The organism is Actinoallomurus acanthiterrae, from assembly GCF_054775715.1.
The window spans coordinates 10585055-10599484 of record NZ_BAAHCO010000001.1 but is presented as its reverse complement, the minus strand read 5'-3'; the positions used below and the strand labels follow the sequence as shown (position 1 = coordinate 10599484).

14 protein-coding genes are annotated in these 14430 nt (G+C 71.7%); 11 read left to right on the top strand and 3 right to left on the bottom strand.

Annotation, left to right across the window (positions count from 1 at the left end; all coding sequences use genetic code 11):
- Positions 1-142 precede the first annotated feature (142 nt).
- From ACYVF7_RS49980 to ACYVF7_RS49960, 5 genes are read left to right on the top strand one after another with little or no spacing between them, the layout of a single operon-like run.
- Positions 143-1204, top strand: coding sequence for a glucose-1-phosphate thymidylyltransferase (locus ACYVF7_RS49980; protein WP_460353752.1), 1062 nt, complete (start codon positions 143-145; stop codon positions 1202-1204).
- On the top strand, positions 1201-2154 hold the full coding sequence (gene rfbB / locus ACYVF7_RS49975) for a dTDP-glucose 4,6-dehydratase (RefSeq protein WP_460353749.1): 954 nt from the start codon (positions 1201-1203) through the stop codon (positions 2152-2154). The genes ACYVF7_RS49980 and rfbB overlap by 4 nt, the downstream gene beginning before the upstream one ends.
- Entirely contained in the window at positions 2151-3008 is an 858-nt protein-coding gene (rfbD, locus tag ACYVF7_RS49970) for a dTDP-4-dehydrorhamnose reductase (RefSeq protein ID WP_460353746.1), read from the top strand. Before rfbB ends, rfbD begins: the two co-directional genes overlap by 4 nt.
- Before the next feature lie 2 nt (positions 3009-3010).
- Complete coding sequence (locus ACYVF7_RS49965; RefSeq protein ID WP_460353743.1) at positions 3011-4222, top strand: MFS transporter; 1212 nt, start codon at positions 3011-3013, stop codon at positions 4220-4222.
- Positions 4219-5313 (top strand): hypothetical protein, encoded by a 1095-nt coding sequence (locus tag ACYVF7_RS49960; RefSeq protein WP_460353741.1) that lies wholly within the window; start codon positions 4219-4221, stop codon positions 5311-5313. The genes ACYVF7_RS49965 and ACYVF7_RS49960 overlap by 4 nt, the downstream gene beginning before the upstream one ends.
- A 9-nt stretch (positions 5314-5322) precedes the next feature.
- Here ACYVF7_RS49960 and rfbC read toward each other — a convergent pair whose 3' ends face one another.
- Positions 5323-5925, bottom strand: coding sequence for a dTDP-4-dehydrorhamnose 3,5-epimerase (gene rfbC, locus ACYVF7_RS49955; protein WP_460353739.1), 603 nt, complete (start codon positions 5923-5925; stop codon positions 5323-5325).
- Positions 5926-6329: 404 nt separating this feature from the next.
- On the opposite strand from rfbC, the gene ACYVF7_RS49950 reads away from it, so the two are divergent.
- The 6 genes from ACYVF7_RS49950 to ACYVF7_RS49925 are packed head-to-tail and all read left to right on the top strand — an operon-like array spanning position 6330 to position 12782.
- Positions 6330-8093: a hypothetical protein gene (locus tag ACYVF7_RS49950; protein WP_460353736.1), complete on the top strand. Its 1764-nt coding sequence runs from the start codon at positions 6330-6332 to the stop codon at positions 8091-8093.
- On the top strand, positions 8051-8812 hold the full coding sequence (locus tag ACYVF7_RS49945; RefSeq protein WP_460353734.1) for a WecB/TagA/CpsF family glycosyltransferase: 762 nt from the start codon (positions 8051-8053) through the stop codon (positions 8810-8812). Before ACYVF7_RS49950 ends, ACYVF7_RS49945 begins: the two co-directional genes overlap by 43 nt.
- Positions 8809-10065, top strand: a complete 1257-nt coding sequence (locus ACYVF7_RS49940; protein ID WP_460353732.1) for a nucleotide sugar dehydrogenase — start codon at positions 8809-8811, stop codon at positions 10063-10065. Before ACYVF7_RS49945 ends, ACYVF7_RS49940 begins: the two co-directional genes overlap by 4 nt.
- The gene (wecB, locus tag ACYVF7_RS49935; RefSeq protein ID WP_460353730.1) at positions 10062-11222 is read left to right on the top strand and encodes a non-hydrolyzing UDP-N-acetylglucosamine 2-epimerase; all 1161 of its coding nucleotides are present in this window, start codon (positions 10062-10064) and stop codon (positions 11220-11222) included. Before ACYVF7_RS49940 ends, wecB begins: the two co-directional genes overlap by 4 nt.
- The gene (locus ACYVF7_RS49930) at positions 11219-11941 is read left to right on the top strand and encodes a hypothetical protein (protein ID WP_460353727.1); all 723 of its coding nucleotides are present in this window, start codon (positions 11219-11221) and stop codon (positions 11939-11941) included. Before wecB ends, ACYVF7_RS49930 begins: the two co-directional genes overlap by 4 nt.
- Positions 11934-12782 (top strand): class I SAM-dependent methyltransferase, encoded by an 849-nt coding sequence (locus ACYVF7_RS49925; RefSeq protein ID WP_460353725.1) that lies wholly within the window; start codon positions 11934-11936, stop codon positions 12780-12782. Before ACYVF7_RS49930 ends, ACYVF7_RS49925 begins: the two co-directional genes overlap by 8 nt.
- Positions 12783-12795: 13 nt before the next feature.
- Here the strand turns inward: ACYVF7_RS49925 and ACYVF7_RS49920 are convergent, their stop codons facing one another.
- Positions 12796-13794 (bottom strand): hypothetical protein, encoded by a 999-nt coding sequence (locus ACYVF7_RS49920; RefSeq protein ID WP_460353723.1) that lies wholly within the window; start codon positions 13792-13794, stop codon positions 12796-12798.
- A gap of 4 nt (positions 13795-13798) precedes the next feature.
- Positions 13799-14425, bottom strand: a complete 627-nt coding sequence (locus tag ACYVF7_RS49915) for a hypothetical protein (protein ID WP_460353721.1) — start codon at positions 14423-14425, stop codon at positions 13799-13801.
- Positions 14426-14430 lie beyond the last annotated feature (5 nt).

The following is a 14430-nucleotide window of genomic DNA, read 5'->3' as shown; positions in this document are numbered from 1 at the left end:
GTCAAGCGATGCGATAGATAGGAAGGGTTTACACCGAGGCCGCATGTGGCCGAGCGTCGTTATCGTGGCGGTTTGCCGTGGTGCTGGCCGGACGTGGCCGCGCGCTCGCTTATTTCCTGTTCGGGTATCTAGGTTCACTCTCGTGAAAGCCCTTGTGTTGGCCGGGGGATCGGGCACGCGGTTGCGGCCCATTACCTATACATCGGCCAAACAGTTGCTGCCCGTCGCGAACAAGCCGGTCCTCTTCTACGGGCTGGAGGCGATCCGCGACACCGGGATCACCGAGGTCGGCATCGTCGTCGGCGACACGGCACCGGAGATCCAGCGCGTGGTCGGCGACGGCTCGGCCTTCGGCTTCGACGTCACCTACATCCGGCAGGACGCCCCCCTCGGCTTAGCCCACGCGATCCTCGTCTCGCGCGGCTACCTTGGCGACGACGACTTCGTGATGTACCTGGGCGACAACTTCATCGTCGGCGGGATCACCTCCTTCACCCGGCAGTTCCACCGGGACCGGCCGACCGCGCAGATCATGCTGACCCGGGTTCCGGACCCGCGCGCCTTCGGCGTCGTCGAACTCGACGCCGCCGGGCGCGTCGCCGGCCTGGAGGAGAAGCCCGAACACCCCAAGAGCGACCTGGCGCTCGTCGGCGTCTACCTGTTCACGCCCGCGATCCACGACGCGGTGGCCGCGCTGAAGCCCTCCTGGCGGAACGAACTGGAGATCACCGAGGCCATCCAGTGGCTGGTCGACACCGGCCACGAGGTCTCCTCCGCCGTCATCTCGGGCTACTGGAAGGACACCGGGAACGTCGAGGACATGCTCGAGGTCAACCGCCTCGTGCTCGAGGGGCTCGAGCCGCGCGGCACGGTCGACGACTCCTGCGAGGTCATCGGGCGGGTCGTGGTCGAGGAGGGCGCGACCGTCACCGGATCGCGCATCGTCGGCCCGGTCATCGTCGGGCGGGGCACGCGGGTGACCGGCTCCTACCTCGGCCCGTTCACCTCCATCGCCGACGACTGCGTCATCGCCGACAGCGAGATCGAGTACTCCATCGTCCTGCGCGGCGCCTCCATCCGGGGCGTACGGCGGATCGAGTCGTCGCTGATCGGGCACGAGGCCGACGTGACGCTCGCGCCGAAGGTCCCGAACGCGCACCGGCTCGTCCTGGGCGACCACAGCAGAGTGCAGATCTCCTCATGAGGGTGCTCGTGGCCGGAGGCGCCGGCTTCATCGGGTCCCACTACGTGCGGACGCTCGCCGGCGGTGGCTATCCGGGGTACGAGGACGCCGAGATCACCGTTCTCGACAAGCTCACCTACGCGGGCAACCGCGCCAACCTCGCAGGCGCCCGCTGCACCTTCGTCCACGGCGACATCGGCGACGCCGAACTCCTCGCGAAGGTCCTCCCGGGCCACCAGGTGGTCCTCAACTTCGCGGCCGAGACCCACGTGGACCGGTCGATCGCCGACGGCTCGGACTTCGTGACCACGAACGTGACCGGCACGCACACGCTCATGCGGGCCTGCGTGGACTCCGGGGTCGAACGGGTGGTGCAGGTCTCCACCGACGAGGTCTACGGAAGTATCGAGACGGGTTCGTGGACGGAGGACGCCCCGCTCGCGCCGACCTCCCCGTACGCCGCGGCCAAGGCCGGCGGCGACCTGATCGCGCAGTCCTACGCCCGGACGCACGGCCTGGACGTCGTCATCACCCGATGCTGCAACAACTACGGGCCCTACCAGTTCCCGGAGAAGGTCATCCCGCTGTTCGTGACGAACCTCCTCCAGGACCGGACGGTTCCGCTGTACGGCGACGGCAAGAACGTACGGGGCTGGGTGCACGTGGACGATCACTGCCGGGGCATCCAGCTCGTCCTGGAGAAAGGCCGGACCGGCGAGGTCCACCACATCGACGGTGACGTCGAGCTGACCAACACCGAGCTGACCGAACGCCTCCTCGAGGCCTTCGAGGTGGGCTGGGGAAGCGTGCGGACCGTGGCGGACCGGAAGGGGCACGACCGCCGCTACTCCCTGAACGACGACCTCCTGCGCGGCATGGGCTACCGGCCACGGATCCCCTTCGACGCCGGCCTCGCGGCGACCGTGCGCTGGTACGCCGAGAACCGTGCCTGGTGGCGGACCCTGATATGAGCACGTGGCTGGTCACCGGTGCGTCGGGCATGCTCGGCGGCGAGGTCGTGAACCTGCTGGCCGCGAAAGGCGAGGCGGTGACCGGGCTCGACCACGCCGGCCTCGACATCACCGACGGCGGCGCCGTACGCGCGACCCTGCGGGCGGCGCGCCCGGACGTCGTCGTCAACTGCGCCGGATGGACGGCGGTCGACGCGGCCGAGGAACACGAAGACGAGGCGCTGCGCGTCAATGGCGACGGAGCGCGCAACCTCGCCCTCGCCTGCGCGGCGATCGGCGCCCGCCTGGTCCAGGTCTCCACCGACTACGTCTTCGACGGGACCGCCCGCGAGCCGTACGCCGAGGACGCGCCGCCCGGCCCGGTCGGCGCGTACGGGCGGACGAAGCTCGCGGGGGAGCGAGCCGTGCTGGAGGAGCTGCCCTCCGCCGCGTACGTGGTCAGGACGGCGTGGCTGTACGGCCGGGGTGGGCCGAACTTCGTCGCGACCATGCTCCGGCTCGAGCGCGAACGCGAGAAGATCGAGGTCGTCGTCGACCAGCGCGGGCAGCCGACCTGGACCCGTGACGTGGCCGGGCGCGTCCTGGCCCTGATGCGTTCCGGCGCGGAGCCCGGGATCTACCACGCGACGAGTTCCGGGCAGACCACGTGGTGGGGGCTCGCCCGCGAGGTCTTCCACCTGCTCGGGGCGGACGAGCAGCGGGTGCTGCCGACGACGGCCGACCGGTTCGCGCGGCCGGCGCCACGTCCCGCGTACAGCGTGCTCGGACACGGGCGCTGGAAGCGGGCCGGGCTGGCGCCGATCCGCGACTGGCGGGCGGCGTTGCGCGCCGCGCTGCCCGACGGCCTGGGCTGACGGTGTACGTCTCGGCCGGGCTCGGGAACGCCGCACGCGCGATGCGCGTCTGGCGGCTCGTCGCACCCAACATCATCGCCCTGGGAGCGGTCAGCCTCGTCACCGACGTCTCGTCAGAGATGATCACCGCGGTCCTGCCGCTCTACCTGGTCCTGTCGCTGGGCCTCACGCCCCTGCAGTTCGGCGTCATCGACGGCATGTACGCCGGGGTGACCGCGCTGCTCCGGCTCGCCGGAGGACGGCTCGCGGACCGGTCACAGCGCCACCGGCTCGTGGCGGGTCTCGGCTACGCCCTGTCGGCGGCGTGCAAGCTGGGCCTGCTCGTCGCGGGGAGTTCTCCCGTGGCCCTGGGCGCGGTGCTGGCCGCCGACCGCACCGGCAAGGGACTGCGCACGGCGCCGCGAGACGCCCTGATCGCGGCGAGCAGCGCGCCTCGCGACCTCGGGCTGTCGTTCGGGGTGCACCGGACGATGGACACGGCCGGCGCGCTCGCCGGGCCGCTGGCCGCGTTCGCCGTGCTGTGGGCGGCTCCGGGCGCCTACGACGCCGTCTTCGTCGTCAGCTGCTGCGTCGCGGTGTTCGGCGTGGTCCTGCTGGTGGCGTTCGTACGGGATCCACCGATCCGTGCCCTGCCCCGCGCCGCGATGTCACTCAGGCCGCTGGGGCGTCCGGGGTTCGCCCTGATGTGCCTGGCGGCCGCGTTGCTCGGCGCCTGCACCATCAGCGACTCGTTCGTCTACCTGCTGTTGCAGCGGCGGCTGGGCATCGCGGCCGGGTACTTCCCGTTGCTGCCCCTGGGAACGGCGGCGTCCTTCCTGGCCCTGGCGGTCCCGTTCGGCCGCCTGGCCGACCGCGCCGGGCGCCGGACGGTCTTCCTCGGCGGGCACGTGCTGCTGCTCGGCGCGTACCTGCTGCTGCGCGGGCCGCTGGCCGGAGCGGTGCTGCTCGCCTGCGTGCTCACGCTGCACGGCGCCTTCTACGCGGCCACCGACGGCGTGCTGATGGCGGCGGCCGGGCCGCTGCTGCCCGCCCCGGTGCGGGCCAGTGGCATGGCCGTTCTGCAGACGGCGCAGGCGCTCGCCCGGCTGCTGTCCTCGGTTCTCATCGGCGCCGCGTGGACGGCGTGGGGCAGGCCGGCGGCGGTGACGGCCGCGACCGCAGGCCTGGGCGTGGCGATCGTGGCGGCGTGGCCGCTGCTCCGGGCGGTCCGATGAGCGAGCCGGAAGGGCGCGACGTGGCCTGGACTCGACCGGAGCGACAAGAGAAGGCCGCGTCCGAAGGCGCCCTGGAAGCCGAGCGGGGAGCACCGATGAGCGCGGGAGGCGGTGCCGTCGGCGGGCGCCGGGCGTGGGTGGTCCTCGCCGCCGCGGCGCTGCTCGCGCTGGCCGCGACCGCGTACGTGCTGCGGGCCGCCGGCCGGGGCGGTGCGGCGACGGCCCGGCCGGCGGCGATCCGGCTCGATGAGCGTGGCCGGCTGCTGTTCCGCAACGCGGGCTCGAACGGGGTGCTGGCGTCGGTGCCCCTCGCCCGTCCGGGCGGGTCTCGCGTGCTCAGCGGGCTGAACTGCGTACGGGTCTACGCATCGGCCGGCACCGGCGTGTGCCTCACGGTGCGGCGCGCCGCCGTTCCCAAGATCTACGCGGTGATCCTGGACCGCGGGCTGCACGAGGTCCGCCGCGTCCAGTTGCCCGGAGCGCCGAGCCGGGCGCGCGTGTCACCGAGCGGGCGCATGGTGTCGTGGACGGTCTTCGTCAGCGGCGACTCCTACACCAGCCCCGACCTGTCGACGCGGACCGGGATCCTCGACATGCGCACCGGGCGGGTGGTCGCGAGCCTCGAGGACTTCACCCTCCTCAAGGACGGGAAGCCCTACCGGTCGCCCGACGTGAACTACTGGGGCGTGACGTTCGCCGCCGACGACGACCACTTCTACGCGACCGTGCGAACGAAGGGCCGGACCTACCTGGTCGAGGGCGACGTCGCCGCCCGGACGATGCGCACGCTGCGCGAGAACGTCGAATGCCCGTCGCTGTCCCCGGACGGGACCCGTCTGGTCTTCAAGAAGGCGACCGGCGATCCGTCGCGACCCTGGCGGCTGCACGTTCTCGAACTGCGGACGATGGGGGAGACCGCCCTTGCCGAGACGCGGAGCGTGGACGACCAGGCGGTCTGGCTCGACGATCACACGGTGCTGTACGGACGGCTGGACGGCGGGACGACGGACGTCTGGGCGGTGCCGGCGGACGGCACGGGCGCCCCTCGCCTGCTGCTCAGGAACGCCTTCTCGCCGGTCGTGGTGCGCTAGAGCCCCGTCTCACAGCGTGTCGGAGCGGAGTTTCTCCTGGTAGGCCAGGCAGTCGGCGTAGGACGGGAGGAGGCCGGCTCGCTCGGCCTCGGCCAGGGACGGGGCGGCGGCGTCCTTCGGGGACAGCACCGGCTCGATGCCGCGCGGCCACTCGATGCCGAGGGTGGGGTCGAGCGGGTGCACCCCGTGCTCGCGGTCCGGGGCGTACGGCTCCGACATGAGGTAGACGACGACCGCCTCATCGCTGAGCGCGAGGAAGCCGTGCCCGAGCCCTTCGGAGACGTAGACGGCGCGCCGGGTCCGGTCGTCGAGCCGGACCCCGGCCGAGCGGCCGAACGTGGGGGAGCCGGTCCGGATGTCGACGACCACGTCGAGAACCGAGCCCCGCAGGCAGGTGACGTACTTGGCCTGCCCCGGCGGCACGTCGGCGAAGTGAACGCCGCGGAGGGAGCCGCGCCGCGACACCGCGCAGTTGGCCTGTCGCATCGTCAGCCGATGACCCACGGCGAGGGAGAACCCGGCGTCCTGGAACCATTCGAGAAATGATCCGCGTTCGTCGCCATGGATCTGTGGAGTGAAGAGCCACGCGCCGGCGATGCCGATCGGATCCACTCTGGTTCTCCCTTTCGCGACTTGTGCCGAGGTTTCCGGAATTCGACATTGGCTTATCGGCACGGTGCTGTCAACGGATCCGTCAGTGAATTCCAAAGCGAATGGAATTCTGGTGAGTCGTTGACGTGCGACCACCCTCACTGACGGTGAGTGCCTGTCTCGACATCGGCCCGTGTTACCTGGCGGGCTGGCCGATCTTGGCCACTATTTCATGCGTTTGTCGTATATCGCCGTACATGTGGCGAGGGAGAGGATGAGCGCGTTCATTTGTCCACCGCTTCGCTGGATCGGGCGACGCCTTTGGCATGCCTTTCGGCTGCCGTAAATGGATTAAGGCATGCCCGAATCCCCGATGTGGGACGGGAGTTCGCGTGGGTCGCCTGCACGAGTTTCGGACCAGCTTTGTGGACGCCCCGAATTCCCTCGGGGCACGCTATCGGGCCCGCCGATGGGACTGGCTGAAGGCCACGTTCCCGCTGATCGGCCAGATGTCCGTCATCGATCTCGGCGGCACGGCCGACGCGTGGCTGCGGGCGCCGGTGCGCCCGGCGCACGTTCACCTCGTCAACCTCGAATCGCCCCCCGCGGTCCTGCCCGAATGGATGGAGACCGATCTCGCCGACGCCTGTGAACTGCCGGACACGATTCTCAAGGGACCGTACGACCTGGTCATCTCCAATTCCGTCCTCGAGCACGTCGGAGGACACGAGCGGCGGCAGCGATTCGCGGACGCCGTACACCAGCTCGCCGACCGGCACTGGATCCAGACGCCGTACCGGTACTTCCCGGTGGAGCCGCACTGGCTGTTCCCCGGATTTCAGTTCCTGCCCGGCCGCGGCCCGGGCGGTGGTCGCACGGCACTGGCCACTGGTGCACACTCCGCCCGCGGACCGCGCGACGGCTCTGCGCACTGCCCTCAGCGTGGAGCTCGTGAGCCGTACCGAGCTGGCGTTCTACTTCCCGGACTCGCGGATCCGGGCCGAGCGCATGGCCGGGCTCGTCAAGTCGCTGATCGCGGTGAAGGCGTGAAAGGGCCGCGGCTCGACGCCATCACCCGGCGTGACGCGGAGGCGGCCGCCCTCGTACGCCGGTTGCTCGACCTGGCCGTGCCGGGCCTGCGCGCGTCCCACGTCGACGGCGAGTTCGTCTTCACCCGGAGAGGCGAGGAGGCGCGGCCCGTCGGGCGGAGCCTCCGCTACGCGGCGATCGCCGCGCTCGGCATCCGCGCGCTGCCCCTCGACGAACAGCGCGTCATCCTGCACGGGGACACCGTCGACGACCTCATCGACGGCCTCATGCGCCGGCTCAGCCGGCTGACGGGCCTGGGCGACGTGGCACTCGTCTGCTGGGCGGCCGCCGAGGCAGGGCACGCCGACCTGCCCTACGCCCTCGAGCATCTGACGCGGCTCGACGTCGCCGGCGCTCCCGTGCTGACCGTCGACGCGGCCTGGGTCGTCTCCGCCCTCGTCGCCGCCGGGGTGACGGACGGGCATCTCGAACGCGCCCGCGCGCGCCTGCTCGCCGGCCGCGACGTCCTGTATCCGCACGCGGTGGACGGGCCGGGGCTGGTCCCGTGGTACCGCGCGCACGTCAGCTCCTTCGCCGACCAGGTGTACCCCATCCAGGCTCTCGCGCGGCTCGGCGACCCGGAGGCGCTGAAGGCCGCGGAGGAGGCGGCGGGGATGATCTGCGCCGCGCAGGGAGACGGCGGCCAGTGGTGGTGGCACTACGACGCGCGGACCGGCGCGGTCGTCGAGGGTTACCCGGTCTACAGCGTTCACCAGCACGCGATGGGACCGATGGCGCTCCTCGACCTCGCCGACGCGGGCGGGACGGCGCACGTCGACGCGATCCGCAAGGGCCTGCTCTGGATGGTCCGCCGGCCCGAGACCGGCGAACCACTGGTGATCGACGAGCTGTCGCTGACCTGGCGCAAGGTCGCCCGAGGCGATCCGCGAAAGATGGTCCGCGGTGTCCGGGCGCTGTCGGCACGGCTCCGCCCCGGCACGCGGCTGCCGCTCCTCGACCGCATTTTCCGCCCGGTCGTGATCGACCGGGAGTGCCGCCCGTACGAGTTCGGGTGGCTTCTCTACGCGTGGCTCACGGCACACAACCTGGAGGGGCGATGGAACGGGGAACTCAGCAACGGGAGCGGCGCCGAGTCCTAGAACTCTGGCTGGACGCCGTGACCGTCGACCAGGCCGTGGCCCGGTGCGTCACGGCCGTCGAACGCCGGGAACGGATCACGGTGGGCTGCGTCAACGCCGCGAAGCTCGTGAAGATGCGGCGCGACCGCCGGCTGCACGCGGCGGTGAGCGGTTGCGACCTCGTGCTGGCCGACGGGCAGTCGGTCGTCTGGGCGAGCCGGCTCCTCGGGCAGCCGCTGCCCGAGCGGGTGGCCGGCATCGACCTTCTCCTCGGGCTGCTCTCCGAGGCCGCGCGCCGGGGGCAGCGGGTCTACTTCCTCGGGGCGCGTGATGCCGTCTTAATGCGGATGCTCGACGAGGTCGGCAAGCGGTACCCCGGACTGCAGGTGGCCGGCGCCCGCAACGGGTACTTCCCGGCCGGTGAAGCGCCCGCCGTCGCCGAGGCCGTCCGCGACGCCCGCGCCGACCTGCTCTTCCTCGGGATGTCCTCGCCGAAGAAGGAGCTGTTCGAGAAGGAGTGGGGACCGCACACCGGAGCGTTCGTCATCCACGGCGTCGGCGGCTCCTTCGACGTCCTCGCGGGCGAGGTCCGCCGCGCCCCTCTCTGGTGGCGCCGGCACGGCCTGGAGTGGCTCTACCGGGCCATCCAGGAGCCGATGCGGCTCGGCCCGCGATACCTCACCACCAATGTCCAGTTTCTGGCCCTCCTGGTCCGCGAACTGCTCCGGGGCACGTCATGAAGGTCGTCGTCGTCGGGCTCGGGTACGTCGGACTTCCGCTCGCCGTCCGCTCGGCGCAGGCCGGCCACCAGGTCGTCGGGTACGACGTGGACGAGGACCGGGTGAAGGCGCTGTCCGCGGGCGAGTCTTACATCGAGGACGTCGGGCCCGAGGATCTGCGGGCGGTGCTCGACGCCGGTACGTTCCACGCGTCCGCCGAGGCGCGGGCGTGCGGTGGCTTCGACGTCGCGCTGATCGCCGTGCCGACGCCGCTGCGCGAGGGGCTGCCCGACCTCAGCTACACCGAGGGCGCGGCCCGTACGCTCGCCCGGTACCTGCGCCCGGGCGCCACCGTCGTCGTGGAATCGACGACCTATCCGGGCACCACCGAGGAGCTCGTGGCGCCGCTTCTGGAGGACGGATCCGGTCTCATCGCCGGCACCGACTTCCATCTCGGCTACAGCCCGGAGCGCATCGATCCCGGCAACACGGCCTGGACCCTCGTCACCACACCGAAGATCGTCTCGGGTGTCGACGAGACGTCGCGGGAGGCCGTGCGGAGCTTCTACGACACGATCGTGGAGACGACGGTGCCGGTGCGGTCGCCGCGCACGGCCGAGCTGGCCAAGCTGCTGGAGAACACCTTCCGGCACGTCAACATCGCGCTGGTCAACGAGATCGCGATGTTCGCCCACGGGCTCGGCGTCGACGTGTGGGAGGCGATCGACGCCGCCTCGACCAAGCCGTTCGGATTCATGCCGTTCACCCCCGGACCCGGGGTGGGCGGGCACTGCCTGCCGATCGACCCGTCGTACCTCTCGTGGCGGGTGGAACGCGCCCTCGGCCAGAACTTCCGGTTCGTGGAGCTGGCCAACGACATCAACGGCCACATGCCCGACTACGTGGTCCAGCGGATCAGCACGGCGCTCAACGCCCACCGCAAGCCCGTCAACGGATCCAGCGTCCTGCTGCTCGGGCTCGCCTACAAGAAGAACACCGGAGACGCACGTGAGTCACCCGCCGTACGCGCCGCCCAGCTGCTCACCGCCCTGGGCGCGCGGGTGAGCGGGGCCGACCCGCACGTCGTCGAGGCCACCCCCGTGGACGGCATCGTCCGCCGGGTCGAGGTCACCCCCGAGGAGCTCGCGGCCGCGGACATCGTCGTGCTGGTCACGGACCACGACGCGTTCGACGTCGACGAGATCGCCCGGCACGCCTCTCTCGTCCTCGACTGCCGGCGCCGTCTGGCCGGTCCCCAGGTGGAGCGGCTGTGACCCCTGCGCGCCGAGTCGTCTGCGTGGCCGCGGCCCGGCCCAACTACATGAAGGTCAAGCCGGTGATGGACGCCCTGGAACGGCGGGGCGCCGAGGTCGTGCTGGTGCACACGGGCCAGCACTACGACGCCGCCATGAACGACGTGTTCTTCCGCGAACTCGGCATCCGCCCGCCCGACCACGTCCTCGGCGCCGGCTCGGGCAGCCACGCCCGGCAGACCGGCCGGGTGATGACCGCCTTCGAACCGCTCCTCGACGAGCTGTCCCCGGACGTCGTCGTGGTGGTCGGCGACGTCAACTCCACGATGGCCTGCGCCATCGTGACCGCGAAGTCGGGGGCATCGCTCGCCCACGTGGAGGCCGGGCTGCGCAGCCGCGACTGGTCGATGCCGGAGGAGATCAACCGCGTCGTCACCGACCGGGTGAGCGACCACCTCCTCGCGCCGTCGCCGGACGCCGTCGTCAACCTCCGGAGTGAGGGGTACCGCGACGACCAGATCCACCTCGTGGGCAACGTCATGGTCGACACCCTCTTCGCCAACCTCGACCGGGCGCTGGAGTCGGACGTGCTGCGACGCCTCGGCCTGCAGCCGGGCGGGTACGGCCTCGTCACCCTGCACCGGCCCGCCAACGTCGACGACCCGGACACGCTGCGGACCCTGATGGCGGCGCTCGGCGACACGGCGCGGCTGTGCCCGCTGGTGCTGCCGGTCCATCCGCGGGCGCGGGGACCCCTCGACGCGATCGGGGTTCCGGACGGCGTACGGCTCATCCCGCCCGCCGGATACCTGGACTTCATCGCGCTGCAGGCGTCCGCGCGGATCGTGCTCACCGACTCCGGAGGCGTCCAGGAGGAGACGACCGCGCTGGGCGTGCCCTGCCTCACCCTGCGGGACAACACCGAACGCCCGATCACGATCGAGCAGGGCACGAACCGGCTCGTCGGGCGCGACCCGCGGCGGATCGCCGCGGCCGTCGCGGAGGTGATCCGCGAGCGGCCACCGCGGCGCGTTCCCGACCTGTGGGACGGACGGGCGGGTGAGCGCGTCGCCGACGTCCTCATGGCCGGCGACGAACGGCTACGGCCGACGTCCCTTCCACGCCGGACCGTGCCATGGCAAGGTGATGGGGAGCCCGCGACCGTAGGAGATCGATGAGGGTTTTACTTCGTGCCGTCCGTGCCCGGTGGCGGCTCGCGTCGGTCCTGCTCGCGCTCACGGTCGCCGGCCTGGGGGCGGGCGTGGTGATCCTGCCGTGGACCTACGAGGGCGACGCCAACATGGTCTTCCTCTCCTCGCGGATCGTCGCCAAGCAGGCCGGCGGCAATCCGTACCTCGTCTTCGCCTCCTCGCTGACGGTGTCGGCCGAGGTCGTGGGCCGCCGGCTGATGGACGATCAGACGGTGCAGTCCCTGCGCAAACAGGGATACACCGCTCACTACACGGTCGGTGTCGCCCCCGACTCGGCGGGACCGGTGCTGTCGATCACGGTGACCGGCTCCGATCCCCGCACCACCGGCACGACGCTCAAGGCCCTCATCGGGGCGGTGAACTCCCAGCTCGAGACGTTGCAGAGCGGCCTGAAACCCGACGCGCGCATCACCGCCGACGTCGTCAACTCGACCGACCGGCCGCTCCGTGTCCGGAAACCGAAGATCCAGCTGCTCGGCGAGCTTCTCGCCGTCGCGCTCGGGGTGTCCGCCGGCCTGCTGCTGCTCGTCCAGGCGCTGGCGGACCGCCGCCGCCGCGCCACCGGCCCGCCGCCCGCGCCGCCACGGTCTCCGGACGTATCGGCCGAGCAGATCGACTACGGGGCCATGTGGCTGGACAGCCGGCCGGGGGACCCCGATCACCGGAGAGCGGACGACCATGCGTAACCCGATGCTGCGGCGCGCGGGCCGCACGGCGCGGGCCCTGTCCGCCGCCCTGACCCGCCCGTCCTGGATGCCGCCCGGGCATTTCTACTCCCCGCTGACGGCACCGTCCGACGTGCGGCGGGCCCTCGAGTGGCGGGCGTCGCACGCGGCGCCCGGCGTCGACCTGAGAGCCGCCGGCCAGCTCGCTCTCGCGGAGAAGCTCGCCCCGATGATGGCCGAGCCCTTCGAGGGGCCGCGCTACGCGCCGGGCAACCCGATGTACGGCGCCGGCGACGGAGCGGTCTACCGGGCGATGCTCCGTCACCTGCGGCCCGAACGCGTGATGGAGATCGGCTCCGGGCACAGCACGGCCCTCGCCCTCGACACCGCGGACGCCCACCTGCCCGGCCTGGAGGTGAGCTGCGTCGAGCCGTACCCGGACCGCCTGCTGTCGGTGCTGCGCGCGGGCGACCCGGTGACGCTCCTGACCCGGCCGGTCCAGGACGTCCCCCTCACCGCGTACGACGCGCTCGGGGCGGGCGACGTGCTCTTCATCGACTCCACGCACGTCGCGAAGGCCGGATCCGACGTGGTCTGGCTGTACCTCCAGGTGCTGCCGCGGCTGGCGGCGGGCGTCGTGGTGCACATCCACGACGTGTTCTGGCCGTTCGAATACCCCGAGGCGTGGCTGCGCGAAGGCCGCGACTGGACCGAGAACTACCTGCTGCACGCGTTCCTCGTCGGCAACGCCGACTGGGAGGTGCTGCTGTTCTCCTCCTGGCTCTGGAAGGAACACCCGGACCGCGTCCCGGCCGCCCTCGCCCACGAGGAACCCGGCTCCATCTGGCTCCGCCGCGTCTGAGAACCGGTGTGTCTCACGGCGCGGGGACGGGTTCGCCGGTGTCCGCCCACGTGTTGTCCTTCCACTGGTTGCCGGGGCCGGAGCCGTCCCAGGTGGTGCCCCACCCGAACGCCCCGCCCTTACGGAAGTAGCGGCGGCTGAAGACGTTGCCGACGAACCGGATGTGGTGCGGCCGGCCGTACTTGCCGGCTCCGCCGTACACCGTGTAGCCGCCGCCGGCGAGCAGGTTGCCCTGGACGAGGACGTCGTGGTTGAGGCCGAAGTCCTGGTAGAGCGCTACGGCGGCGGTCTGGCCGCCGGGATTCAGGATGGCGTTGTGCCGGACGACGAAGGTCATGCCCGGGCGCGGTCCGCTGCCGGAGGCCACGAGGGTCACGTGCGCGCCGGGGAAGTCCTTCGGGTCGTGGAAGTAGGAGTCCTCGATGAGCCCCTGGCTGGTCTGGACGGCCGACATCATCGCGTGGACGTTCACCCGCCGGACCGTGAGGTCGCCCGCGAAGTTGAGCACGCCGAACTCCAGCGGGCGGCCGCCGCCACCGGAGATCTCGGTGTCCTCGACGGTCAGCCCGCCGCTTCCGGCCTCCATGCGCTGCAGGATCGCCCAGTCGCCCGCGCCGATGACCCGGCAGTTGCGGATGGTGACGTTCCTGGCCAGGACCACGATGTCGCCGTGGACCTCCAGCCCGTCGAGCACGGCGCCGTCCGTCGTGACCTTGATGGTCCCGGTCCGTACCTGGAGCCGGGTGCCCGGCCGTGGTCCGGTGGTGGCGGCGTCGGGCCAGCGCGACGGCGCGGACGACGGCGGCCCCGACCTGAGCTGGAGCGAGGGCATCTGGGAGGGCGGCCGTGTCGTTCCGCCGGCGGAGGCTCCGGGCCGTGCCGCGGTGGCTCCCGGTCCCGCTCGGCGGGAGGACGGCGAGCCCCGTGCCGCCCAGCCGACGAGCAACGCCGAGACCGACGCGGCGACCGCCGCGATGACGATCGCCGTCGTTAAGCGCGTGCGGCCGGTCACGACGTCACGCCTGGGAGCGGAGGAGGCGGCGGAGCCGGAGCCGCGGATGCCGCTCGGCCATGAGGGCCGCGACCAGCATGGCCAGGAGACCGGCCGCCCCGATCGCGGCGAGCGCGCGCGTCCGGCGGGCGACGAGCGGGATCGGCCGGTCGGAGCTCGCCACCACCTGGGTGGTCATGAGCGCGTCCGGGCGGGCCCCGGCCGCCAGCTGCCGGTCGCGGACGTCGGCGCGGAGGACGCCGATGAGGACGGCGAGCGTGCGGGACGCCCGGGCGGGGTCATGGGAGTTGACGATCAGGGTCACGTACGGCTGGTCGTGGATCGGCTGCTCGTCGTTCCCCCGGTTGGCGAGCACGACGTCGTAGTCGGCGGTGCCGCCCTGGCGGCGCACCCGCGCCGCGCCGTCCTGCGAGTCGAGTGACAGCGCGGTCACCGCGCCCTCGACCACGAGGCTGATGTTGAAGTTCTCGAAGCCGGTCGAGCCAGGCATCAGGAAATTGACCACCGCGCGGGTCTCATATGCCGGCCGCTCGATCACGATCTGCAACGCCGCACCGGCGGTGACGAATATCGCCAGCAGGACCACCACCGGGTGCCGCCAGAGCAGGAGGGCGAAATCTTGTATGGTCATCGGCT

Coding starts and splice junctions, on each gene's coding strand:
- rfbD (WP_460353746.1), top strand. CDS start 2,151: ATGAGCACGTGGCTGGTCACCGGTGCGTCGGGCATGCTCGGCGGCGAG.
- ACYVF7_RS49940 (WP_460353732.1), top strand. CDS start 8,809: ATGAAGGTCGTCGTCGTCGGGCTCGGGTACGTCGGACTTCCGCTCGCC.
- ACYVF7_RS49925 (WP_460353725.1), top strand. CDS start 11,934: ATGCGTAACCCGATGCTGCGGCGCGCGGGCCGCACGGCGCGGGCCCTG.
- rfbB (WP_460353749.1), top strand. CDS start 1,201: ATGAGGGTGCTCGTGGCCGGAGGCGCCGGCTTCATCGGGTCCCACTAC.
- ACYVF7_RS49915 (WP_460353721.1), bottom strand. CDS start 14,425: ATGACCATACAAGATTTCGCCCTCCTGCTCTGGCGGCACCCGGTGGTG.
- ACYVF7_RS49960 (WP_460353741.1), top strand. CDS start 4,219: ATGAGCGAGCCGGAAGGGCGCGACGTGGCCTGGACTCGACCGGAGCGA.
- ACYVF7_RS49945 (WP_460353734.1), top strand. CDS start 8,051: ATGGAACGGGGAACTCAGCAACGGGAGCGGCGCCGAGTCCTAGAACTC.
- ACYVF7_RS49930 (WP_460353727.1), top strand. CDS start 11,219: ATGAGGGTTTTACTTCGTGCCGTCCGTGCCCGGTGGCGGCTCGCGTCG.